25 protein-coding genes, 1 pseudogene and 1 riboswitch are annotated in these 21,599 nt (G+C 64.3%); of the genes and pseudogenes, 14 read left to right on the top strand and 12 right to left on the bottom strand.

What is annotated here, in order from left to right; all coding sequences use genetic code 11:
* Positions 1-2 precede the first annotated feature (2 nt).
* From IEX18_RS14515 to copM, 10 genes are all read left to right on the top strand, one after another.
* Positions 3-689: a ZIP family metal transporter gene (locus IEX18_RS14515; RefSeq protein ID WP_018251225.1), complete on the top strand. Its 687-nt coding sequence runs from the start codon at positions 3-5 to the stop codon at positions 687-689.
* The gene (locus tag IEX18_RS14510) at positions 686-1,294 is read left to right on the top strand and encodes a cation efflux transmembrane domain-containing protein (RefSeq protein WP_007406859.1); all 609 of its coding nucleotides are present in this window, start codon (positions 686-688) and stop codon (positions 1,292-1,294) included. The genes IEX18_RS14515 and IEX18_RS14510 overlap by 4 nt, the downstream gene beginning before the upstream one ends.
* Positions 1,291-3,792 (top strand): heavy metal translocating P-type ATPase, encoded by a 2,502-nt coding sequence (locus IEX18_RS14505; RefSeq protein ID WP_007406838.1) that lies wholly within the window; start codon positions 1,291-1,293, stop codon positions 3,790-3,792. Before IEX18_RS14510 ends, IEX18_RS14505 begins: the two co-directional genes overlap by 4 nt.
* On the top strand, positions 3,789-4,538 hold the full coding sequence (locus tag IEX18_RS14500) for an HAD-IIB family hydrolase (protein ID WP_007406852.1): 750 nt from the start codon (positions 3,789-3,791) through the stop codon (positions 4,536-4,538). The genes IEX18_RS14505 and IEX18_RS14500 overlap by 4 nt, the downstream gene beginning before the upstream one ends.
* Positions 4,539-4,651: 113 nt before the next feature.
* Positions 4,652-5,107 (top strand): MgtC/SapB family protein, encoded by a 456-nt coding sequence (locus tag IEX18_RS14495; RefSeq protein WP_018251228.1) that lies wholly within the window; start codon positions 4,652-4,654, stop codon positions 5,105-5,107.
* Between the two features lie 98 nt (positions 5,108-5,205).
* The gene (locus IEX18_RS14490) at positions 5,206-5,583 is read left to right on the top strand and encodes a hypothetical protein (protein ID WP_007406863.1); all 378 of its coding nucleotides are present in this window, start codon (positions 5,206-5,208) and stop codon (positions 5,581-5,583) included.
* 12 nt (positions 5,584-5,595) lie between these two features.
* A complete protein-coding gene (locus tag IEX18_RS14485) occupies positions 5,596-6,204 on the top strand; it encodes a DedA family protein (protein ID WP_007406854.1) in 609 nt (202 codons plus the stop codon).
* Between the two features lie 245 nt (positions 6,205-6,449).
* Positions 6,450-6,800 carry a DUF3147 family protein gene (locus IEX18_RS14480; RefSeq protein ID WP_018251229.1) on the top strand — a complete coding sequence of 117 codons (351 nt, stop codon included), beginning with the start codon at positions 6,450-6,452 and terminating at the stop codon, positions 6,798-6,800.
* Positions 6,801-6,805: 5 nt separating this feature from the next.
* The gene (locus IEX18_RS14475) at positions 6,806-7,120 is read left to right on the top strand and encodes a hypothetical protein (RefSeq protein WP_206379108.1); all 315 of its coding nucleotides are present in this window, start codon (positions 6,806-6,808) and stop codon (positions 7,118-7,120) included.
* Complete coding sequence (gene copM / locus IEX18_RS14470; RefSeq protein ID WP_050794225.1) at positions 7,107-7,502, top strand: CopM family metallochaperone; 396 nt, start codon at positions 7,107-7,109, stop codon at positions 7,500-7,502. The genes IEX18_RS14475 and copM overlap by 14 nt, the downstream gene beginning before the upstream one ends.
* 21 nt (positions 7,503-7,523) lie before the next feature.
* Here the strand turns inward: copM and IEX18_RS14465 are convergent, their stop codons facing one another.
* The 4 genes from IEX18_RS14465 to IEX18_RS14450 form a co-directional block, all read right to left on the bottom strand.
* Positions 7,524-7,799, bottom strand: coding sequence for a hypothetical protein (locus tag IEX18_RS14465; protein WP_143058621.1), 276 nt, complete (start codon positions 7,797-7,799; stop codon positions 7,524-7,526).
* Between the two features lie 121 nt (positions 7,800-7,920).
* Complete coding sequence (locus tag IEX18_RS14460) at positions 7,921-11,157, bottom strand: efflux RND transporter permease subunit (RefSeq protein ID WP_170172255.1); 3,237 nt, start codon at positions 11,155-11,157, stop codon at positions 7,921-7,923.
* Complete coding sequence (locus IEX18_RS14455; protein ID WP_188659498.1) at positions 11,154-12,308, bottom strand: efflux RND transporter periplasmic adaptor subunit; 1,155 nt, start codon at positions 12,306-12,308, stop codon at positions 11,154-11,156. The genes IEX18_RS14460 and IEX18_RS14455 overlap by 4 nt, the downstream gene beginning before the upstream one ends.
* Positions 12,305-13,564, bottom strand: a complete 1,260-nt coding sequence (locus IEX18_RS14450) for a TolC family protein (RefSeq protein ID WP_007406848.1) — start codon at positions 13,562-13,564, stop codon at positions 12,305-12,307. Before IEX18_RS14450 ends, IEX18_RS14455 begins: the two co-directional genes overlap by 4 nt.
* 183 nt (positions 13,565-13,747) lie before the next feature.
* On the opposite strand from IEX18_RS14450, the gene IEX18_RS14445 reads away from it, so the two are divergent.
* Positions 13,748-13,972 (top strand): hypothetical protein, encoded by a 225-nt coding sequence (locus IEX18_RS14445; protein WP_018251235.1) that lies wholly within the window; start codon positions 13,748-13,750, stop codon positions 13,970-13,972.
* A gap of 152 nt (positions 13,973-14,124) precedes the next feature.
* Here IEX18_RS14445 and IEX18_RS14440 read toward each other — a convergent pair whose 3' ends face one another.
* Together IEX18_RS14440 and IEX18_RS14435 are read right to left on the bottom strand one after the other, a co-directional pair.
* On the bottom strand, positions 14,125-14,316 hold the full coding sequence (locus IEX18_RS14440) for a DUF1289 domain-containing protein (protein WP_037569978.1): 192 nt from the start codon (positions 14,314-14,316) through the stop codon (positions 14,125-14,127).
* The gene (locus IEX18_RS14435; RefSeq protein WP_007406849.1) at positions 14,316-15,440 is read right to left on the bottom strand and encodes a nickel/cobalt efflux transporter; all 1,125 of its coding nucleotides are present in this window, start codon (positions 15,438-15,440) and stop codon (positions 14,316-14,318) included. Before IEX18_RS14435 ends, IEX18_RS14440 begins: the two co-directional genes overlap by 1 nt.
* Positions 15,441-15,577: 137 nt before the next feature.
* Between IEX18_RS14435 and IEX18_RS14430 the strand changes: the two genes are divergently transcribed.
* Together IEX18_RS14430 and IEX18_RS14425 are read left to right on the top strand one after the other, a co-directional pair.
* Entirely contained in the window at positions 15,578-15,847 is a 270-nt protein-coding gene (locus IEX18_RS14430) for a metal-sensing transcriptional repressor (protein ID WP_007406864.1), read from the top strand.
* A 68-nt stretch (positions 15,848-15,915) separates the two neighbouring features.
* Positions 15,916-16,086: riboswitch (yybP-ykoY riboswitch) on the top strand.
* On the top strand, positions 16,067-16,654 hold the full coding sequence (locus tag IEX18_RS14425) for a manganese efflux pump MntP (RefSeq protein ID WP_268234951.1): 588 nt from the start codon (positions 16,067-16,069) through the stop codon (positions 16,652-16,654). (Overlaps the previous riboswitch by 20 nt.)
* Positions 16,655-16,711: 57 nt before the next feature.
* Here the strand turns inward: IEX18_RS14425 and IEX18_RS14420 are convergent, their stop codons facing one another.
* The 6 genes from IEX18_RS14420 to IEX18_RS14395 form a co-directional block, all read right to left on the bottom strand.
* Positions 16,712-16,909, bottom strand: a complete 198-nt coding sequence (locus IEX18_RS14420) for a hypothetical protein (RefSeq protein ID WP_018251238.1) — start codon at positions 16,907-16,909, stop codon at positions 16,712-16,714.
* Entirely contained in the window at positions 16,906-17,223 is a 318-nt protein-coding gene (locus IEX18_RS14415) for a DUF7673 family protein (RefSeq protein WP_018251239.1), read from the bottom strand. Before IEX18_RS14415 ends, IEX18_RS14420 begins: the two co-directional genes overlap by 4 nt.
* A gap of 20 nt (positions 17,224-17,243) precedes the next feature.
* Positions 17,244-17,897 carry a hypothetical protein gene (locus IEX18_RS14410; RefSeq protein WP_188659497.1) on the bottom strand — a complete coding sequence of 218 codons (654 nt, stop codon included), beginning with the start codon at positions 17,895-17,897 and terminating at the stop codon, positions 17,244-17,246.
* Complete coding sequence (locus IEX18_RS14405; RefSeq protein WP_042469543.1) at positions 17,894-18,829, bottom strand: ArdC family protein; 936 nt, start codon at positions 18,827-18,829, stop codon at positions 17,894-17,896. The genes IEX18_RS14410 and IEX18_RS14405 overlap by 4 nt, the downstream gene beginning before the upstream one ends.
* Before the next feature lie 439 nt (positions 18,830-19,268).
* On the bottom strand, positions 19,269-19,892 hold the full coding sequence (locus IEX18_RS14400; protein WP_188659496.1) for a hypothetical protein: 624 nt from the start codon (positions 19,890-19,892) through the stop codon (positions 19,269-19,271).
* 207 nt (positions 19,893-20,099) lie between these two features.
* A complete protein-coding gene (locus IEX18_RS14395; RefSeq protein WP_229664608.1) occupies positions 20,100-20,528 on the bottom strand; it encodes a DUF3800 domain-containing protein in 429 nt (142 codons plus the stop codon).
* A gap of 89 nt (positions 20,529-20,617) precedes the next feature.
* Here IEX18_RS14395 and IEX18_RS14390 point away from each other — a divergent pair.
* A pseudogene (locus IEX18_RS14390) lies at positions 20,618-21,331 on the top strand (HAD-IIB family hydrolase); the annotation flags it as partial.
* Positions 21,332-21,599 lie beyond the last annotated feature (268 nt).

Genomic DNA, 21,599 nt, shown 5'->3' with positions numbered 1-21,599 from the left:
ATATGCAGGCATTGCTCTACACGCTTGCGCCTGTGTTGGCGGTCGTGCTCGGCGCGATCATCGCGAGCCGCACAAAGTTAAATCCTGGCCTCGTGGCGGGGCTACAGCATCTTGCTGCCGGCGTCGTGTTCGCGGCGGCAGCGACTGAAATCCTGCCGCAGGTCAAGCATGAGGCTTCGCCCAGCGCGACGTTGATCGGCGGGGCGGCGGGCGTCGTAACGATGCTGGGTCTCAAGGCTTTCGAGGCCCGCTTCAAGGGGCCGATGGCGCTGCTCGCCGCGATCGGCATCGACATCCTGGTCGATGGCCTGGTGCTCGGCCTTGCGTTCGTCGCGGGCGAGAAGGCGGGATTTCTGCTGACGATCGCGCTGACACTCGAAGTGCTCTTCCTGGGTCTGACACTGACCAACGAGCTGGCGGAAACCTATCGCTCGCGCCTGCGCATCATCGTGATCGTCTCGGCCTTGGCGCTGCTGCTGCCGATCGGCGCGCTCGCTGCCGTTCCTGTCGCCACGCTCTCGCCGGTAATGGTCGCTGGCTTCCTGAGCTTTGGGCTGATGGCGCTGCTCTACCTCGTCACGGAAGAGCTGCTGGTTGAGGCGCACGAGAAGCCTGACACCCCGCTCATCAGCTCGATGTTCTTCGTAGGGTTCCTCGCCCTCCTGACGCTCGAGGAGATCATGGGATGAATGCGAGCAACGACAACGCGGGCACGCAGGAGCGTCGCACGCTCTGGATCGTGCTGCTGCTGAACGCAGCAATCGCAGCGGGCTTTTTCGTATCCGGCGCGTTCGCCGATTCAAGTGCGCTCATCGCCAACGGCGTCGACAATCTGTCCGACACCGCCGTTTACGCTCTCAGCCTCGTCGCGCTGACCCACGGTAAGACGTGGAAGACGCGCGCCGCGATCGCATCGGGGGTAATGCTGCTGATCTTTGCGGGCGGCATCCTGATCGATGTCGGGCGACGCTATGTGCAGGGGAGCGAGCCGATCGGACCGACCATGATGGTCATGTCGGCGATCGCCGGCGTCGTAAACTACCTCTGCCTGCGGCTGCTCCAGCGGCTCAAGGATCCGGACGTTAACCTACGGGCCGCCACCACCTTCAGCTTCAATGACTTCATTTCCAATGGCGGCATCCTGATCGCGGGCGTGCTGGTGCTGTGGCTGGGCACCAACTGGCCGGACCTTCTGGTCGGCTTCGCTACCGCCATCATCGCCATCAAGGGCGGTGTCGAAATCCTGCGCGACGCGCGCGCCGAAACCAAGAAAAGCGAAAGGAGGTCGTCATGAACGACAAGCTCGAACTCGATATTCCAGTATTGTTGCCGGACCTTCCTGACGCGGCCGACGCTTGCCTGGACCGTCTCGTATCAACCCTGTCAAAGCGCGAAGGCGTCGAGCGGGCGCATGTGATCTGCCTCGACGGCGACACGCCGGCGGCCCTGTGCATCCATTTCGACGCTGCCAAGCTGCCGCTGCCGCGCTTGCGCGAGATGGTGCGCGCCGCGGGCGCCGAAATCACCGAACGCTACGGCCATGCGATCTGGCAGGTGACGGGGATCAGCCACGAGCGTCGGGCGCGCACCGTCAGTGACGCGCTATGCGCGCTGCCGGGCGTGGTGCAGGCGAGTGCCAGTACCAGTGGGTCTGTCCGGGTTGAATATGACCGCCGCGAGACCACCGAAGAGGAGGTGCGTTCGGCGCTTCGCAAGTTGAAGGTCCGGGTGGGCAAGCGGGTCGCCGCCGACGACCATGCCGGCCATGACCATGGTCCCGGTGGGCACGGGGCGGGCGAGGAGAAACACGGTCCTGGCGACGGTCACGACCATAGCCATGCCGATTTTCTTGGTCCCAACACCGAGTTGATCTTTGCGCTCGCTTGCGGCGCGCTGCTGGGAATTGGCTACGCGATCGAGAAGCTGGCCACCGGTGCACCGGACTGGCTGCCGACCGCCTGCTACATCGCAGCCTATTTCTTCGGCGGGTTCTTCACGCTGCGCGAGGCAATCGACAATCTTCGGCTGAAGAAGTTCGAGATCGACACGCTGATGTTGGTTGCTGCCGCCGGCGCCGCTGCGCTGGGCGCATGGGCCGAAGGCGCGCTGCTGCTGTTCCTGTTCAGCCTTGGCCATGCGCTTGAGCATTACGCGATGGGACGCGCCAAGAAGGCGATCGAGGCGCTGGCGAAGCTCGCGCCCGAAACCGCGACCGTGCGACGTGACGGGCAGACCAGCGAAATCCCGGTCGAGGAGATGGTTGTCGGGGATATTGCTATCGTCCGACCAAACGAACGCCTTCCCGCCGATGGTTTCGTCATCACGGGCACGAGCGCGATCAACCAAGCCCCGGTGACCGGCGAGAGCATCCCGGTCGACAAGGTGCCGGTCGCGGACGCGGCAGCCGCCCGCGCCAAGCCCGATGCGGTCGAGGCGGAGAGCCGCGTCTTTGCCGGCACGATCAATGGCGGCGGCGCGATCGAGATCGAGGTGACGCGCCGATCCAACGAGTCCGCGCTCGCCAAGGTGGTGAAGATGGTGAGCGAGGCGGAGACGCAGAAGTCGCCGACGCAGCGCTTCACCGATCGGTTCGAGCGCATCTTCGTGCCCGCCGTCCTGATCCTGTCGGTGCTGCTGCTGTTCGCCTGGGTGGTCATCGACGAGCCGTTCCGCGACAGCTTCTATCGCGCGATGGCGGTACTGGTCGCAGCGAGCCCTTGCGCGCTCGCGATCGCGACGCCGAGCGCGGTCCTGTCCGGCGTCGCGCGCGCGGCACGTGGCGGTGTGCTGGTGAAGGGCGGTGCGCCGCTCGAAAACCTCGGATCGCTCAAGGCGATCGCCTTCGACAAGACCGGCACGCTGACCGAAGGGCGCCCGCGCATCACCGATGTCGTGCCCGTCGACGGCACCGACGAAGGCGAGCTGCTGTCGCTGGCCGTCGCTGTCGAGGCGCTGAGCGATCACCCGCTGGCCCAAGCGATCGTCAACGACGGCCGCGAACGCCTGAATGGGCGCCCGTTGCCCACCGCTGGCGACCTCAAGAGCCTGACCGGTCGTGGCGTCACCGCGAGCGTGGATGGCGAGACGGTGTGGATCGGCAAGGCCGAGATGTTTGGGGGCGAGGGCATACCGGCGCTGGGGCAGGGGGCGCAGGACGCGATCGCGAAGCTGCGCGAGAACGGCCGCACGACGATGGTCGTCCGCAAGGGAGACCGCGACCTAGGCGCGATCGGCCTGATGGACACGCCCCGCGAAGCGGCCAAGACCGCGCTGCGCCGGCTGCACGAGATGGGTGTGTCGCGGATGATAATGATCTCCGGCGATCACCAGAAGGTCGCCGAAGCGATCGCCAACGATGTCGGAATCGATGAGGCGTGGGGCGACCTCATGCCCGAAGACAAGGTGGCCGCAATCAAGAAGCTTGCCGGCGAGGACAAGGTCGCGATGGTCGGCGACGGCGTGAACGACGCGCCCGCGATGGCGAGCGCCACGGTCGGCATCGCAATGGGCGCGGCGGGGTCGGACGTAGCGCTCGAGACGGCCGACGTAGCGCTGATGGCCGACGACCTGGCGCACTTGCCGTTCGCGGTCGGCCTGAGCCGTCATACGCGCGGCATCATCCGTCAGAACGTGTTCGTCAGCCTGGGCGTCGTCGCCTTCCTCGTGCCTGCCACCATCCTCGGCCTCGGCATCGGGCCAGCGGTGGCGGTCCATGAGGGATCGACACTGCTCGTCGTCATCAACGCGCTCCGGCTGCTCGCCTACCGCGACCCGGCGGGGAACGCGGCATGAAGTGGCTGGTCGCTTTCGACCTCGACGGCACGCTCGCGGAGAGCAAACGCCCGTTATCGGAGGATATGGCCGCGATCATCGCCCGGTTGCTCGCCGTTACCGATGTGGCGGTGATCTCGGGCGGGGACTGGCCACAATTCGAAAAGCAGGTCGCGTCGCGCTTGCCTGCGGACGCAGCGCTCGACCGCCTCTGGTTGATGCCGACCACCGGCACCAAGCTCTATCGCTTCATCGATGGGGCTTGGTGCGTGGTCTATGCCGAGCTGTTCGACGATGCGGAGAAGGCGAAGATCCGCGCGGCCTTCGACCGGGCGCTGGCCGATGCCGGCCTCGCCGATGAACGCATATGGGGCGAGCGGATCGAGGATCGCGGCAGCCAGATTACCTTTTCGGGGCTGGGGCAGGCGGCGCCGCTGAAGGAAAAGGAGGGATGGGACCGGGATCGGAAAAAACGCACTGCATTGCAGGCGACCTTGCGCGCAGTGCTGCCGGGCCTCTCGATCAATCTTGGCGGTACGACATCGATCGACGTGACGAGGGCAGGGGTCGACAAAGGCTACGGCCTGAAGCGCCTGAGCGCCGAAAGCGGCGTGCCGCTCGACGGCATGTTGTTCATCGGCGATGCGATCTTCCCCGGTGGAAATGACTATCCCGCCGTCGAGATCGGCCTCGACACGGTCAGGGTGCGCGACGTTGCGGAAACCGCCGCCGTCGTGGCCGCCATCATCGCATGTCTGCACCGGTAGGTTCGCAGATGTTCACGATCCTCGCCTTAATCACGAGCGCCTTCAAGGCGCTCGGCCCAACATTCGTTTTTAACCTCCGATTTGGAGCGATCGCGTAGAACAGGCAGGCCGGCATGTTTCAAAGCTCATGGTGGGAGATAACCACCCATATCATCAGTCTCGCCGTCGCCTACGCGCTTGCCCTTCCGGTTGGCTGGGATCGCGAGAAGGACGCCCGTAGCGCAGGCATCCGCACATTCCCGTTGGTTGCCATCGCCAGTTGCGGCTTCGTGCTGGTAGGCATCGCGATCCTCGGCCGCACGTCCCCGGCGCAGGCCAGGTTGCTCGAAGGTCTGATTACAGGCGTCGGTTTCATTGGGGGCGGCGCGATCCTGAAGAAGGGTAGCAAAGCCTCGGGTACGGCAACAGCGGCCAGCCTGTGGGCGACTGGCGCGCTCGGGGCGGCCGTCGGCTACGGCCTATACGATATCGCCTTCATCCTGAGCTGCACCACCTTCCTGACCCTGCGCTGTTCTCGTCCGCTCAAGCGCGCTACCAATGGCGACGCCTGTACTCCGGCAAGTCCATGACGACCTCTCAGGCGAGCCGATGGACACATCCAGTGCAAGCCCTCACCCGACGTTGGGCGCCGGCGCGGACTATCCCGGCGCGGGACCGCCAACACCGCTTGCTGCGCTGGGCGACGCTGTTGGAGCGCAATCCTCACCAGATCATCGGCCTGCTGCCTCCCTCTTGGGCAGGCGGTGACGCGCGCGGCCCGATGATCGATCGGCCGAGCGCGATCGATGTCGCATGGGACGATGTGGTGCTGCGTGTGATGGGGCTGGCGGGTCGATCGCGCCGTGAAGCCAAAGCATTCTTCGGGCTGTCGGACGCGGAATTGGATCGAATTGTCGCTGGGTCGTGGCGGTGTCCGATCCGCCCCGCTTGGCAGGTCGCCGCGCGGATCAGGAACGTCGAGTGCCCGCGACTGGAAAACGCGATCGTAGGATCGGTCCTCGCCCTCATCCTCGTGTTCTGCGCCATCTTCTATTGGATCATCTGACGAGGCTGTCTTGTGTTCGACATCATAACATCGATCCTATCGGCACTCGGCGGCTTTGGCGTCTTCCTGCTGATGCTGGCCGAGAACGTCTTTCCGCCGATTCCATCGGAAGTGATCCTGCCCCTTGCGGGCTACACGGCCGCGCAGGGGCGCGGCTCGCTGTGGGTGGTCGTTATCGCTGGCACCCTCGGATCGGCCGCAGGAGCGATCCTATGGTACTATGTCGGGCGCTGGATCGGCATCGATCGGTTGAAGCGCTTTGCTTCTCGCCACGGTCGATGGCTGACGTTGACGGCGGACGAGATCGATCATGTCGATCGCTGGTTCGACCGCTATGGCCGTTGGGCGGTTCTGTTCGGACGAATGGTCCCGGGAGTCCGGACGTTGATTTCGGTGCCAGCAGGGGTCAGCGGAATGCCCCTCGGTCCGTTCCTGCTTTCCACGCTTGCCGGCTCGGCAATATGGACCGTGATCCTCGTGCTAGCCGGCTACGAGCTGGGCGAACGCTATAATCAGGTGGCGAGCGTCATCGAACCGGTCAGCAACGCCGTGCTCTTGCTGGCCGTCATTTGGTATCTCTGGCGGGTCGCGACCTTCGGGCGATCCGGGGATCGCCATTGATGAATGTCAATGGCTCGTCTCCCGTTTTTCCCGCCGGACTTTGGCTTACGGCAGCTTCGATGCTGGTCTTCGTCACGCGCTACGCCAGTGCCCTTGGCCTGGTCCCGCGAGGAACCACGTTCATTCTCATCAAGTGGATCGGGAGGCTTTACCGCATCGGGTTTCGCGCATGGCGTCGCAACGGGGGGAAGTGGCGCTGGGCCGCATCATCAAGATCCACCGCCACAAGGTAAGCGAAGCATCCTATGTACTATCTTGCAGTCAAGGCCATCGTCTCGGGCATACTAATCGCGGCAGCGTCGGAAGTGGCGAAGCGCTATCCCGGGTTCGGAGCGCTGATTGCGTCGCTACCGGTCGTCTCGGTCCTTGGCATGATATGGCTGTGGCACGACCGGCCTGATGCGATGAACATGGCGGCCCATGCGCAGGCGACCTTCTGGTTCGTACTCCCCTCGCTGCCGCTATTCCTACTGATACCAGTCCTTTTGCGTCACGGAATTGGCTTTTGGCCAGCCTTGGCCGCCGGATGCTGCCTGACCGTCCTGCTCTATATCGCGATGGTTCTCGCACTCCGGCGCTTTGGCATCGCTTTGTGATTTCCATGAACAACGAGCGGGTGAACAGAATGACAAACCTCAAGGAACGCGCGCTCATTGCCGCTGTCGCGACCATCGCTCTGACTGGATGCGGACTGATTAAACCACGGGATGCTGGCTATTTCCGTTTCCACGCGGAAGAGGCGAGGCTGGTTGTCACCCGCTGCGAGCGGGGCCAGGAAACCGGCAGCGACTGCGAGGCCGCGGCCCAGGCCGTGGCCGAGCTCGATGCGGCTGCGCGCCGGCAACCTCCGGCCAGAGCCGGACGCCAGCGCGGACATGATGCTACACTGGAGAAGGAACGTGATGATCGGAATTAACGGCACGCTCGCGCTGATGGTCGCAACGGCCGCTGGACTGACGCCACCTGCTGCGAGCGCACAGCACGCTCAACACGGTACGAGCGTGACCCGGGGAGCTGATGCGGGAAAGCGGGCCGACACGCCCGCAACCAGAGCCTACCGGGCCGCGAACGCCAAGATGCATGGCGCTATGGACGTGGCCTTCACTGGTGATGCCGACGCCGACTTCATGCGCGCGATGATCCCCCATCATGAAGGCGCGATCGCGATGGCCGAGATAGAATTGAGGTACGGGCGCGATCCCGCTGTTCGCCGGCTTGCAGCCGAAGTAGTGGCGACGCAGCGGCGCGAGATCGCCGAGATGCGGGCGTGGCTTGCCCGGCGCGAAACCCGCAAGTAGCGGCCCGAAGCCTTACCGCCGTCAATGATGGCGGCGGTAATGCCTCGGACGGGAATGACGATCATAGTGCCGATCGCGCACGTAGTGGCGAGACTGGTATCGCGGAGAGTCGGCATAATAGCCGCCACCATAATAGGGCTGCGCATAGCCATAGCCGTGATTTGACACGACCACACGTCCATGTCCGCCGTAGCTACCATGACCTGTGGAATGACGGCCACCATGATGCTGCGCCATCGCAGTACCAGGGACCAACGAAGCCAGCAGCCCCGCTGCAATCCAAAATGTCTTACGCATGTCTACTCTCCTACCATCGGACGATAGGATCGAACGACGGCGTATTTGATATTAGGGCTTCTACTTGAACCGACACTGAACTTGATGCCGGTCAACGATACCAGAACGTGCGCATGTAGACTCAAATCTGGGCCTTTGTGGTGCCGACAGTCGAACCTTGTGCCTTTGAGCCTCTCAATCGCATGGACAACGCTGTGATGGCTGGCAGGACAAGAAGGGTCAGGATTGTCGATGTTATAAGCCCCCCGATGACGACCGTTGCGAGTGGGCGTTGCACTTCTGCTCCTGTGCCGGTCGCAAGCGCCATCGGCACGAAGCCAAGAGACGCGACCAGCGCGGTCATCAGCACCGGACGGACGCGCTCCATTGCGCCGCCCACGATCGCATCGTCGTCGGCCGCACCGTCTTCGCGATACTTTCCGATCGCACTCATCATCACGAGGCCGTTGAGGACGGCAACGCCCGATAGGGCTATGAACCCGACCGCTGCGGTGATCGAGAAGGGGATACCGCGCAGCAGCAGCGCAAACACGCCCCCTGCGAGCGCCATCGGCACCGCCGAGAACACGATCGCCGCCGACACGAAGCTGCCGAGCGCCATGTAGAGCAGGGCATAGATCGCGATAAAGCAGATCGGCACGACGATCAGCAGGCGCAACCGAGCCGATTGCAGGCTCTCGAAGGTGCCGCCCCACTCAGTATACATGCCGGCGGGAAGCTGCATCTGGCCGATCCTCGCCTGTGCTTCGTCGACGAACCCGCCAAGATCGCGCCCGCGGACGTTGATCTGCACGACCACCATCCGCTTGCCATTCTCGCGACTAACCTGGTTCAACCCCTGCGTGTAGTTGAACCGGGCGACCTGGCTGAGCGGGATCGAGCGCGCCACCTGACCCTCGGCAGTGGGCAGCATCACCGGGATCGACCCCAGTGTCTCAAGGTCATCCCGTTGCGCATCGGGGAGGCGGACCACGACGTCGAACCGCCGGTCTCCCTCGAACAACAACCCGGCCTCGCGCCCGCCAAGCGCAGCCGAGACCGTGTTCGCCACCTCCTCAACCGACAGGCCATAACGGCCCGCCGCTTGCCGATCGATCTGCACGTCGAAGGTCGGCGCGCCGGACGTCTGTTCGGCACTCACGTCACCAGCGCCCGGGATGGTGCGCATGACGGAAGCGATGCGCCGCGCCTGTTCGCTCATCGCGTCGAGGTCATCGCCGTAGAGTTTGATCGCGACGTCGGCGCGAACGCCGGCGATCAGCTCGTTGAAGCGCATCTGGATCGGTTGCTGAATCTCTGTTCGGTTGCCGATCAGCGGTTTCATCCGCTCCTCGATGCGGCGAAGGATGTCCTCCTTGCTCTTAACCTCCGCCGGCCACTCGTCCTCTGGCTTTGGAATCACATAGGTATCCGACGCATTGGGCGGCATCGGATCGGTGCCGAGATCGGCGTTGCCGTTCTTAGAGAAGACCAGCGCCACCTCCGGCAGCGTCTTCAATGCATTCTCGATCTGAAGCTGCATCTGTGTCGACTGATCGATCGACGCCGATGGCACGCGGAAGTTGGTGACGGTTATGTCCTTCTCGTCGAGCTGCGGCATGAACTCCTCGCCGAGCAAGCCAAAGCTCAGCACTGCCGCGACGAACACGCCGACACCGCCCAGAATGAAGGGCATCGGCCGAGCTACGGCCCTGCCCAGCACGGGGGCGTAGCGTTCCTTGAACCAGCGGATCGGCTTCACTTCCGTCTCGCTGACCCGGCCCTTGACGACGATCGCGATCATCGCGGGAACGAAGGTCAGCGACAGGACGAAAGCGGAGGCGAGCGCCACCATCAACGTGATCGCCATCGGCGCGAACGTCTTGCCCTCAACGCCCTGGAAGGTGAGCAGCGGCACGAAGACGAGGAAGATGATGAGCTGACCATAAACGGTCGGCCGCACCATCTCCTTGGCCGCGAGTGTCGTTTCCTCCATCCGCTCGTCGCGGGTGAGAAGCCGGCCTTCATGCTCCTGGCGCTCGGCGAGGCGGCGAAGCGCATTCTCGACGATGATGACGGCGCCGTCGACGATCAGCCCGAAGTCGAGCGCTCCAAGGCTCATCAGGTTGCCCGATACGCCCAGCCCGTTCATGCCGGCGGCCGTCATCAGCATAGTGATCGGGATGACCGCAGCGGTGATGAGCGCGGCGCGGATGTTGCCGAGCAGCAGGAACAGCACGACGATGACGAGCAGCGCGCCTTCTGTGAGGTTCTTTTCGACCGTCGCGATCGTCGCGTTGACCAGCTTGGACCGGTTGTAGACCGGCTCGGCGAACACGTCGGGCGGCAGCGCCTTGTTGATCTGCGTCAGCTTCTCGGCGGCATCGGTCGCGACGATGCGGCTGTTGTCGCCCACCAGCATCAGCACGGTCGAGATGACCGCTTCCGATCCCATGCGACTGCCGGATCCGGTGCGGACCGCACCGCCGATCACGACCTGGCCCACGTCCTTGACGCGGATGGGAACGCCGTTCCGGGTTGCCACGACGGCTTCCTGAATGTCATCGATCGATTTGAGGCGAGCATCGGCGCGGACAAGGAAGCTCTCGCCGGCACGGCGGACGTAATTGGAGCCGGCAGAGAGATTGGCCCGCTCCATCGCGTCCGCCAACTCCGTCACCGACAGCCCATAGCTAACGAGCGCGTTCAGGTTTGGCTCGATCAGATATTGCTTCACATAGCCGCCGTTGGAATCAACCCCGGCGACGCCGCGCACGGCGCGCATCTGTGGGCGGATGATCCAATCCTGCACCGTGCGGAGATATGCCGCCTTCGCCAGCTCGGTGGTCAGGCGTTCGCCCTCGGGCGTGAGATAGCTGCCGTCCGACTGCCAGCCCGGCTTCCCATCGACCGTCTTCAAGCCCTTGCCGTCGGGGTGACGGAAGGCGACCGAATAGAAGAAAATCTCGCCGAGCCCGGTGCTGAGCGGTGCTAGGATCGGCTGCGCGTTGGAAGGCAGGCTGTCGCGCGATTGTGCGAGCCGTTCCGTCACCTGCTGGCGCGCGAAGTAAATGTCGGTGCGGTCGGTGAAGACCGCCGTTACCTGGCTGAAGCCGTTGCGCGAGATGGAGCGGGTCATCTCAAGCCCTGGGATTCCGGCCAGCGCCGTTTCCACCGGGAACGTCACCTGCTTTTCGATGTCGACCGGCCCAAGCGTCGGGGCGAATGTGCTGATCTGGACCTGTCGGTTGGTGACGTCGGGCACAGCGTCAATCGGCAGCTTGGTGATCTGCCATAAACCAAAGCCAATGACGACGAGGGTCAGGACGGCGACAAGCCATCGCATCCGGACCGAAAGGGAGAGGATGCGGCCGATCATTCCGCCGACTCCTTCTCGATCTCCGCTTTGAGGAGAAAAGCGTTGGTGGTGGCGATCTGCGTGCCGGCGGCGAGGCCGCCGGTGATCGCCACCATCCCGCCTGATCGGCTGCCGACCTGAACCGGCTGTGCGCGGAAGCCTTGGCCGGTGCGGACGAACACTACGGTATCGCTGCCAAGCGTCTGCACCGCGTCTTGCGGCACCATCACGCCACTCTTGGCGGCCCCGCCGCTGGCGAGGATACGAGCCTGCACAAGCTGGCCCGGGGCGAGTGTGCTGCCGCCAGAGGTCGGCGTGATGACGACGGTCGCGGTCCGCGATTGCGGATCGACGACGCCGGTCGACGAACGTACGCGGCCGTCGATCTTGCGGCCATCGGTGGTGGTCAACTCCACCCTGTCACCTTCTCGGACCCGGCCTGCATCGGCGGGGGGAACGCTAGCCGTGATCTGAAGCCGGCGCGGGTCGGCGACGCGGAACAGCTCGGTTTCAGCCGCGACGAACTGGCCGAGATTGGCACCAGCATTGGTGACGCGCCCCGAGACGGGGCTGACGACCGCAACCGATCGGCCGTCACCTGATACGCGGGCAGCGCCTGCGGCGGCGCTAGCGCGCCGGGCATCGGCCTGGGCGACCGCCAGATTGGCTTGTGCGGCTTCATAGTCAGCGCGGGGGGTGACGCCCTGGGCAAGCAAACCGCGTTCGCGTTCGAGCTGGCGAGCGGCGAGAGTGACGCGCGCGGACGCGGCCGAGCGATCGGCTGCGATCTGCGAAGCATCGCGGCTCTCGACCAGAGCGAGCGTCTGGCCGGCTCGCACGGGATCGCCGATGCGGACCATGATACGGCTGACCGTGCCCGGTGCGCGCGCGGTCAGCACCGCCTCGGCGTCGGGCGTCGCCTCGACCGTAGCGGAGGCAAGGATCGCGGCGTCCAGCTCGCCGGAGGCCGCCGGGGCTACAGTGATCTGCGATGCCGAAAGTGCCTGCTGCGTCATCGCGACCGTGTTCGACGGCTTGGCTGGCGCTGCGGCCTCCGTAGGAGCAGGGGCAGGGGCGGGCGATTGGGTGAGGCGCGCAGCGCCGAATCCAAGCGCGGCGGCAGCGACCAGGCCAATGGCGGCGCCGGTGTAGAGGCGAGTTTTATCGGTCATTGCACCGCTTCTCCGGTGATGGTGAGGCCCTGCAGACGGGCGAGATTGGCGCGGGCGTCGAGGCGCGCTGCGGCGGCATCGAGGATGAGGCCGCGGGCGACTCCGAGATTTTGACGTGCGGCGAGCAGTTCGATCAGCGGGCTTTTACCTGCCTCGTAAGCGATGCGGGCGAGGCGGTAGCCTTCTTCGGCGGTTGTCAAAGTCCGCTGCGCGGCAGCGGCACGAGCGTCGGCTGCCTCGACCAGCGCTAGACCGGCGCGTGTCCCGGCCTCGGCTTCGAGCCGGGCCGCGGCGGCGCGCGCTTCTGCTCCTTGCAGCTCAGCGCGTGCCGCCGCGATGTTGCCCTGGTTGCGATCGAAGAAGGGGAGCGGGACCGATATGCCGGCGACTAGGGCAGGGCCGCTCGCGACGCGGAGTTGACGCACTCCAAGCTGCGCAGTGACGTTCGGAATGGCGAGGCGCTGTTGCACCGTCACCGCCCGCGCAGCGGCGTCTTGTTCGGCTTCCGCGACCCGCACCGTCGTCGCCTGCATCGCGTCAATGGGACCGAAAGCCGGCTTGGCATCGAGCCGATCGAGGAGTGACTCCGAAAGACCGGTGAAGGGGGTGGTCATACCGGCGAGCGCCGAAAGACGTGCCAGCGCGACCGTCTTGAAAGCGCGCGCGTTTTCGAGGTCGGCCTGAAGCGTGTTCAGTTCGGTTTCGGCCTGCACTTGCCGGAGACGGGCTTCCTTGCCGGCGCCGACCAAAGCGCGGGCAACCCTCAAGACATCGGTCGCCTGTTTAACCTCTTCTTCGGCGATGGTGATGCGACGATCGGCGATTTCGGCACCAGCATAAGCGCGCGCCAGCTCAGTCGCAAAGACGAGACGGCCGTCACGATCGCGCGCCTTTGCCGCAACGATCCCGGCTTCACCGGCGGCGATCCGAGCGGATCGCTTGCCGCCCAGTTCGACAGGCTGATCGACCTGGAAAGTCGTCTGTTGTTGATTGCGCGCATTGCGATCGTGGTCGCCCACGAAATTCTCTGCATAGACATTGATCGAGGGGTTCGGTCGGGCGCGCGCTTGTAATGCCAAGCCGCGTGCTCGGGCGACGTCTGCTTCTAGCGCCAGGACGCGCGGCACATCACGCGTCTGATTTAGAAGCTGTGCAAAGGGGGGTGCGGTCTGCGACCACGCCGCACCTACGGGCGATAGCGCCGCAAAGGCGCCGGTCAGCGCAACGGTGCGCGACCGGCGAAAACTGCCGTTCATAGTGCATGATCCTCTAGGGTAGTCAGTCGACGCGCGCGGCGTCGGCGAAACTCAACCGCGAGGCGGACGCAGAAGCTTAGATGGGTCGATCCCGCTGGGGAGCGATGGAGTTAATATCGACCACACGCGAGCGGCGACGATGGCCGCAACCGGCGCAGCCCTCGCGCCATCGAAAGCAACCCAGTGGCCTGCGGCGTGGGCAAGAAGGTGAGCTGGCCCGTCGCCGTCGGCCTGCTTTGCCGGAGCCTGATCGTCATGATCGATCATAACCGCATGGTCGTGATCGTCATCAGAATGGGTATCGACCATGGCGACTTGAACCGGGCCGTGATCGTGAACCATGGCGCTATGCCATCCCGATACTGCGACAAGCCCGAGGACAGCGGCCAGCGCCAACACGACTCCTAGGATCGCAACAGAGGAACGCTGCACCGCCATCATTTGCAGCGTAAGCCGACGCAAAAAACGGGGCAAGGAAATCACTTGCCGGTCAATTCGAGCGTTCACGCTATTTCAGCCTGCTCGACATTATACCAGCGCCTTGGCGGCGAGACACGACATCAGGACGTGCCCCCCTTTGCGGAACGGTCGGTCAGCTTTGCCAAGCGGTGTGGCAGGTCGCTCATGACGCGGCGTGCATCACCAGGTCGCAGGTTACGCCAACGCCGGACCTCGTCGCGCGTGCGGCCACACCCCCGGCACCATCCGGTGCGGGCATCGAAACCACATAGATCGACGCAAGGCGATCGCATCAGATCGCGCCGATCCGACTGAGGCCTTGCAAGCCGGAATAGGCCATGTAGCCCGCGATCACGAGCATCAGGCCCGCCGACGCATAAGGCGCCTTGCGCGCGAAGTCGCCGAACCCTGACCAGCGCTTGCGGATGTGCGTGACGCTGAGCGATGCGATGACGCCGGCGCTGACCATCGTCACGGCAAGGCCGACGCTGAACGCGCTCACCAGCACGACACCGAGCGCGAGACGCTTGAGCTGGAGGCAGAGCAGGAGGACGGTGACGGCTGCGGGGCAGGGGATCAGCCCGCCCGTCAGGCCGAACAGCGCGATCTGGCCGGTCGTTACCTGACGATCGGCGAACCGGCGGCTGATATCGGCGGCGTGGGCGCGCTCATGCGCGTTCATGTAGGCATCGTCGCCCGTGACCTTCAGTCCATCATGCCCGTGGCCGTGATCGTGCCCGTGTTCGGCGAATGTGAGGTCGTAGTCATGGCTGTGGCCGCCGTGGCCCAGCGAGACGCGCGCGTTGAAGGCGTGCGGTTCCGGGATCTCCTCGACGCTTTCGATGTAATCGCCCCGATCGACGAAGCGGAATGTCTGCGAACGGCCTTCGCCGCGATCCGTTGTGAGGATAACATCCGCCGCTTTCCAGCCACCCTTGGCAAAGCTCGCCCGCCAGCGCGGCGGCACGCCATCCTCGAAAATCTCCAGACGCATCATGCCGTGGCCGGTGTCGATCGTGCGGATCTCGTCCTCGCCGTGATGGTGGTGGTGATCGTGCGCGGCTTCGGCCTTCTGATCGGCACGCGTGCGCCAAATCATCCATAGACCGATGCCAAGAACGATGACGGCCGAGCCGAGCAGGAGGTAAGGCTCGGTCGTTTCGGTGTTGATGCCGCGCCCGAGATATTGCCCGCCAAGCGCGATGCCCCACACGATCGCGGTGTGCGAAAGCGCCGCGCACAGGCCGAGCAGGACGGCTTGGCCAACAGTGCCACGCACTGCGATAATAAACGCAGCCATCATGGTCTTGGAATGGCCGGGCTCCAGCCCGTGCAGCGCACCGAGCAGCAGCGCGGTCGGGATGAACAGCCAGAGATTGGAGCTGCCCTGTTGAACGAGTTCGGCGAAAGAGGTCATGGTGCGTCCCGGCAAGCCCGGCGGTCGCGACCGATCGGACGTGAAGTTCGGGCAGGTCCATATCCCCCCATGGGGATAGAGTCTATCCCCCCGGGGGGTTGCTCGACAAAGTTCGTCCGTTTGTCTTATAGGGTGACATGGCCCATTACGATCATTCCAATCATCCCGCGATCATCAAGCGGCTCAACCGTGCGACCGGGCACCTGAAAAGCATCGTCGGGATGATCGAAGAGCAACGGCCGTGCGTCGATATCGCGCAGCAGCTTCAGGCGGTGGAGAACGCGATCGCCAGCGCCAAGCGCGCGCTCATCAACGATCATATCGATCACTGCTTGGTTCACGCCGAAGAGGGCGAGGGGACAAAGGTGGCGGTGGAGCAGTTCCGGGCGATATCCAAATACTGGTGATCGCCTAATCGGACAGGGTTGATCGGATTCGGCTTGTACATATGCCCCCCAGGGGATACGGGCGTCTCACTCTTGGGGAGTAGCTACCCGCTGTTGCGGGGCCATCGTCAACATCCTTGAACCTTCCGGTTCGTGGCGATGGCAGCAGATTTTGATCTGCCCGGCGAGACCAACGATGCGCTACCTCTCTCGTGGCCGGAGGTGGATTGCGTCGTTCGGTTGACGGCCCTTGGACGTATATCAATGACGGGTTTGCTAACGCTCGGCGCTCTTGGCGCCAGCTTGTCGGTCGACGCCTTCGCTGCGGCGGTGGGGAAGGGTGCGACCAATCAGCGCAATCGTTGGCGCGATGCCTTACGTGTCGGCGCCGTGTTCGGCTTCTTCGAGGCGATCACGCCGGCGATTGGCTGGGCGATCGGCCTGGCGCTGAGCACTTGGATCGCGGCAGTCGATCATTGGATAGCCTTCTTCCTGCTTTTCGGCGTCGGCGGGCATATGATCCATGCAGCGACGAAAAGCGACGTGGACGCGGGTCAGCGCGCTCAGACCGGCGTGTGGCGACTGGTCGTTACCGCGCTCGCCACCAGCATCGATGCAACGGCGGTGGGTGTCAGTCTCGCGGTCATGCAGGTCAATATCCTGACCGCGTGCCTCATCATTGGCGGGATCACCACGGTCGTCGCCACGATCGGCGTCATGCTCGGCAAGCACGCGGGACGGTATATCGGCCGCTATGCAGAGATGCTGGGCGGGCTGACGCTCATCCTCATCGGCGGCACGATCCTCTACCAGCACCTCACCGCCTGACCTCAAACCAGCGCGCCGCTTGCTCGCTTGGCGGGGAAGCGGCGCGCGATTTCGCAGCTAGTCCGCGATAAAGCTGCCGCGTCCTCCCCGGAACGCGCCGACGACATTGCCACGATCCCAATGGCCGGACAGGATGCCGCGCCGGGGGATGCTTCCGACCGGCTTGCGGCGCGCGGCGAGTAGCCGCGCGCGGCGTGTATCGCGATCGATGGGCAAGCCCGTCATGATGTCGATGGCGGTGCGCAGCGGGGTCATGCGGGCCGCCACTGCTCGACCAGCGCCGCCATCGCGTCGCGGTAGCCCCAGGCATCGGGATAGACGGACGGCTCGGCCGCCAGATGCGCCATGACGATGAGCATGTCTTCCGAGATGCCGGGATCGCAATTGCAGAGGTGAAGGACCGGAAAATGGCCCCATGCACTGCCGTCCCACCATGCCAACAGGAAGTCGGCCGCACGCGAGGCTTGGCCGGTATCGGACCCGGCGACGACGATCAGGCGGGCAATGGCCTCGCCAACGTCCTCGAAGCTGACAGCCCGGATTGCGGGGCGGCGTTGGGGTGGGCTCATGACTATTCGCTTCTGCTCCTTCAAGCGTGGAAGGGGACGGGGACCAACAGCGCATCATCGATCGGCTCGACGTCGCGCAGCTCCACCATCACGATCTTCTCTACCCGCTCGGCGCCGGTCGGATCGAGATAAACATAGGTGTGGCCTGCAAACACCGGGCTGCACAAGCGCCAGATCACGCCTTTCCGACCGATGCGGCGTTCCGCGCGCCCGTCATAGGATGCGAAAGCGCCCGCAATCCGGACCCGCTGCGCGATCCGCAGCCAATTGGCTGCGCCGTCGATGACGACGGCCAGTTCCTCCGGCGAAAGAGCCGGTCGGCCGATGCCGAACGTCGCTTGGGGATCGCGCGCGATCCGGGACAGCTTCTCCTCGACCGGTTCCGGTTTCCAGTCGCTGACTGGCCCGGGGGCGGCCTTGTACATATGCGTTACCGGCTTCCCGCCGAACAGGTCGGGTTGTACGCCGACAAGGCGGCGGTGGAACATCGCCTTGTGATAGTCGCGCCGCCATTGCGCTTCGGGGGTCAGCGGCTTCGCATTTGGGCCATCGCGCATGATCGCGACCAGCTCGTTAAACTCCTCCTCGCTCACCGTGGCGACGCTCGGGTCAAAGACCATGCGCGCCGCCACGCCCCGGCCCCCGTCGGGGCCGGGATCGTCGGCGGCGGTCACGCCGCCGCCTCCAGTTCGGGCGCTGTCTCGACCGCCATGCGGCTCAACAGCCAGTCGGACGCGTCCTGCGCGAGCCGTGCGGCGGTGAAGATGCACTTCTTGTCGTTGCGGAGCGCTTGAAGCCAGTTCGCCAGATAGGCGGCGTGGTCCTCGCGATCGTGGAGCTTGATGCCGATGGTGGCGCTGACGAACGCGGCCCCAAGCTCGGCGACCAGTTCCTCGCGAGCATAGTCCTCGCGCTTCGTGGAAATGAGGGAGGGGCGGGCAAGGCGGTCAACGTGCCCCGTCGCATGGCAAAGCTCGTGCGCTAGGGTCGAATAATAGTCGTCGCTGGTGTGGAAGTCGGCAAACTGCGGCATGACGACATGATCGCCGCTCGGCTGATAATAGGGCTGGGAACCGAAGTGCTTGAGGGTGACGGGCACGCGGGCAAAGAGCGTGTCCAGTTCGGCGTCGCGCTGGTCGGGATTGGTCGCGGTGATGACGGGCAAGGGGGCAGGATATTTCGCCTCGATGCCGTCGATCTGCTCGGCATTGAAGACGGTGTAGCGCTTGAGGAACGCCACCTGACGCTTGCCATCCTCGCCTCGCTCTGCGCCCTCCTGTGCCTTGCTGTCGGCGTTCACCTCGATCTTGTTGGCATAGACGACGGTTGAGCCCTTCTCGCCCTTGCGGACGCAGCCGCCGAGCGCGAGCGCCTGCTTGAAGGTCAGCCAATGCGGGGAAGCATAGCCCTTCGTCATGGCGGCAACCCAAAGGGTCAGGACGTTGATGCCGCGATAGGGAACCCCCGTCGAGCGCAGCGGGATGGTGGGTGCGGTGCTGCCGTTCCACGATTTCGACCAAGGCCGGGTGCCCGCCTCGATCATGGCGATCATCTGATCGGTGATTTCCTGATAGATGTCGGCCCGGTTGTCGGTGATCCGTCCCATGATTGTCTTCCTTTCCTCTGAGGCTGAAAGCCGGTCGCAACAGCAACCGGCTCTGCCTTTCCGGCGAGGAACGGGATGGGGAGGGAGGGCGAGAATCTACCGCTGGCGCGGGCGAGCCGCCCTAGCGTGGCCGACGCCCTGCAGGGCGTCGAGTGCCACGCTTGGCGGATTACACGGGCGGTCGATTGTCGTTCGGGAACGAAAGGGCAGCCGCCCTTGGTGTTCCCCGGCGCTGGATGGCCTCCGGGGGAGGGCAGCGGCGCGAACGGGCTTACGCCGCGCCCTAGGCGCTTCGATCAGGTGTGCCACGTGGCACACCTTTCACGCGAGGATCGTCACCCAATAGGGCCGAGACGGCGGTACGGCGGCTTGGTCGGCGCAGAGAGCGAAAGGAGCGGTGCTTGCAGGGTCGCACCCGGCTTCACGCTGATCCTAGACGTTAGCGTTCTGTAGCAACCCTGTTGAATAGAGCGCCATCTATAAGCTGGATCTCTGCCGTTTTGAGGGGCCGCACACCCTCTTTGGTGAGAACCCATGTCATGTCGTTGGATTGCCCCAGCGTGATACCTGACACCTGCTTTCCTTCGAGATGGTAAATCCACACCTCCCCTCGGGTGATGTTACCTATGCGGTCTTTCGCTCGGATCGTACCTGCAACATGGCCAGCGGCGACCAGAATGAGGATGACAATGGTCCCGCACCCCACCCGAGCCATAAACAATGTCAGAGGATCAAAAAACGGCGGCCTATGCGATGCAGCCCTGGCGCGGTCGAAGAGCTTGCCGGCAATCAAAGTAAGCGCCGTCACGATCAGCAGCGGCAGGATCGCTGTAAGCCACGCGCCGGTTGTGGTGATAATGGCACCGAGGCCCTCCACCGCAACTGCAATGTTCGAACCGCCAAGATTGGTCGGATCGATGGCAAAACGGCCGAAATAGGCCTGTCTGTAGGTCCACCCGGCAAAATAGATGGCCGCTAATATGGTGGCGATCACGAAGGCGGAGTCAAACGCCTTGGTGACGAGTTCACGCGCTGAGGAAGATGTTCCAGGGCCTGCGGGCATTTGTCCTCCTTACGGGAATGGCTTTGCGAAGCGGCGTATAGATCCCACGTACACGGGTGGCTGGATCGTCGAGCTGACGAACGCGGCCCCAGCTCGGGAACCAGTTCCTTGCTGGCGTAGCTGTGCCACGTGGCACACCCCTCTTCATCGCTGGAACGATGCGTCCGACCCGGCCGAGTGATATGCCGGCGGATTGACCCGCCGGAGTCAGGCCGGCGTGTCGTCGTTGCCCGGTGCAGGCTGTGCGAGACCTGTATCGACGACGGCGGGTAGGGCTTCCACCGTTTCGACCTCGGTAGCGGCCGTTTGCAGGCGGATCGAGCTTCGCACCGATGCCGCGTCGAGCCGGTCCTGAAAGTAGGTCTGCGACCAAGCCATGTCAGCCCATTCGTCGGGGCGCGCCTGATAGGCGCCGACGCGGCCGACCAGACCACATAGCCAGTCGGCGCACTGGCATGTCTGGTAGCGTTCGCTCTCGACTTGGAAGGGCGGCTCGATGATGCGACGCCGGGGGGAGGGGCCACCATACATGGCTTGGCTCGCGCGAGTCAGGATGGCGTCGCGATCCTGATGCTCGTCCATGACGATGACCATATCGGCGTCGTTCTGATCGGCATATTGGTTGAGGCGCTTCATCGCCTCGCCCAGGACCGTGAGGTAAAGCGCCTGCGCCTTAAACTCCGCGACGGGGCGGTTCTTCTCGAGGCCAACGTAGAAGACATGCCCTTGCGGAGAGCAAGCGGCCGTTGTCGGAGGATATGGCGGCGATCCTCGCCCGCTTGCTCGCTGTCACGGACGGGGCGGTGATCTCGGGCGGGGACTGGCCGCAATTCGAAAAGCAGGTCGCCTCGCGTCTTCCTGTCGGCGCCGCGCTTGACCGTCTCTGGTTGATGCCGACCACAGGCACGAAACTCTATCGGTTCATCAATGGCGCTTGGCGCGCGGTCTATGCCGAGCTGTTCGACGACGCGGAGAAGGCGACGATCCGCGCGGCCTTCGATCAGGCCCTGGCCGATGCCGGCCTGGCCGACGAAGGTATCTGGGGCGAACGGATCGAGGACCGGGGCAGCCAGATCACGTTTTCGGGGCTGGGGCAGGCAGCGCCGCTAAAGGAAAAGGAAGCGTGGGATCCTGACCGAAAGAAGAGGACCGCGTTGCAGGCCATGTTGCGCGCGACGCTGCCGGACCTCTCGATCAATCTCGGGGGCACGACCTCGATCGACGTGACCAGGGCGGGGGTGGACAAAGGCTATGGCCTGAAGCGCCTCAGTGCAGAGAGCGGTATCCCGTTCGACGGGATGCTGTTCATTGGCGATGCGATCTTCCCCGGTGGGAATGACTATCCCGCCGCTGAAATCGGCCTTGATACGGTGAGGGTGCGCGACGTTGCGGAGACCACCGCCGTCGTGACCGCCATCATCGCATGTCTGCATCGGTAGGATCGTCGGAGATCCATGCGACGTTAAACCTGGCTGTGTATGGTCTTCGATCCTTCCTCCAGGTCCAACTCCTCTTCGCCTGACGACGGGCGGCTGGCTACGGCTTCCGCACCGCGAGCCGGCGCGGAGGCGCCATTCACTCGTTGAAGGTACAGCTCGGAAAGCGCGTAATGTGCCGCCACAACCTCAGGGACTGTCGCGTCCATAGCTCGCTCGACTTCCTCCTCGGCTCGACGCTGAAAATACTCGCTATCTGTATCGTTCACCT

Origin of the sequence: Sphingomonas metalli (assembly GCF_014641735.1) — a bacterium.
GTDB lineage: Bacteria > Pseudomonadota > Alphaproteobacteria > Sphingomonadales > Sphingomonadaceae > Sphingomonas > Sphingomonas metalli.
The sequence above is the reverse complement of the archived record's forward strand: the minus strand, read 5'-3'. Positions and strand labels throughout refer to the sequence as shown.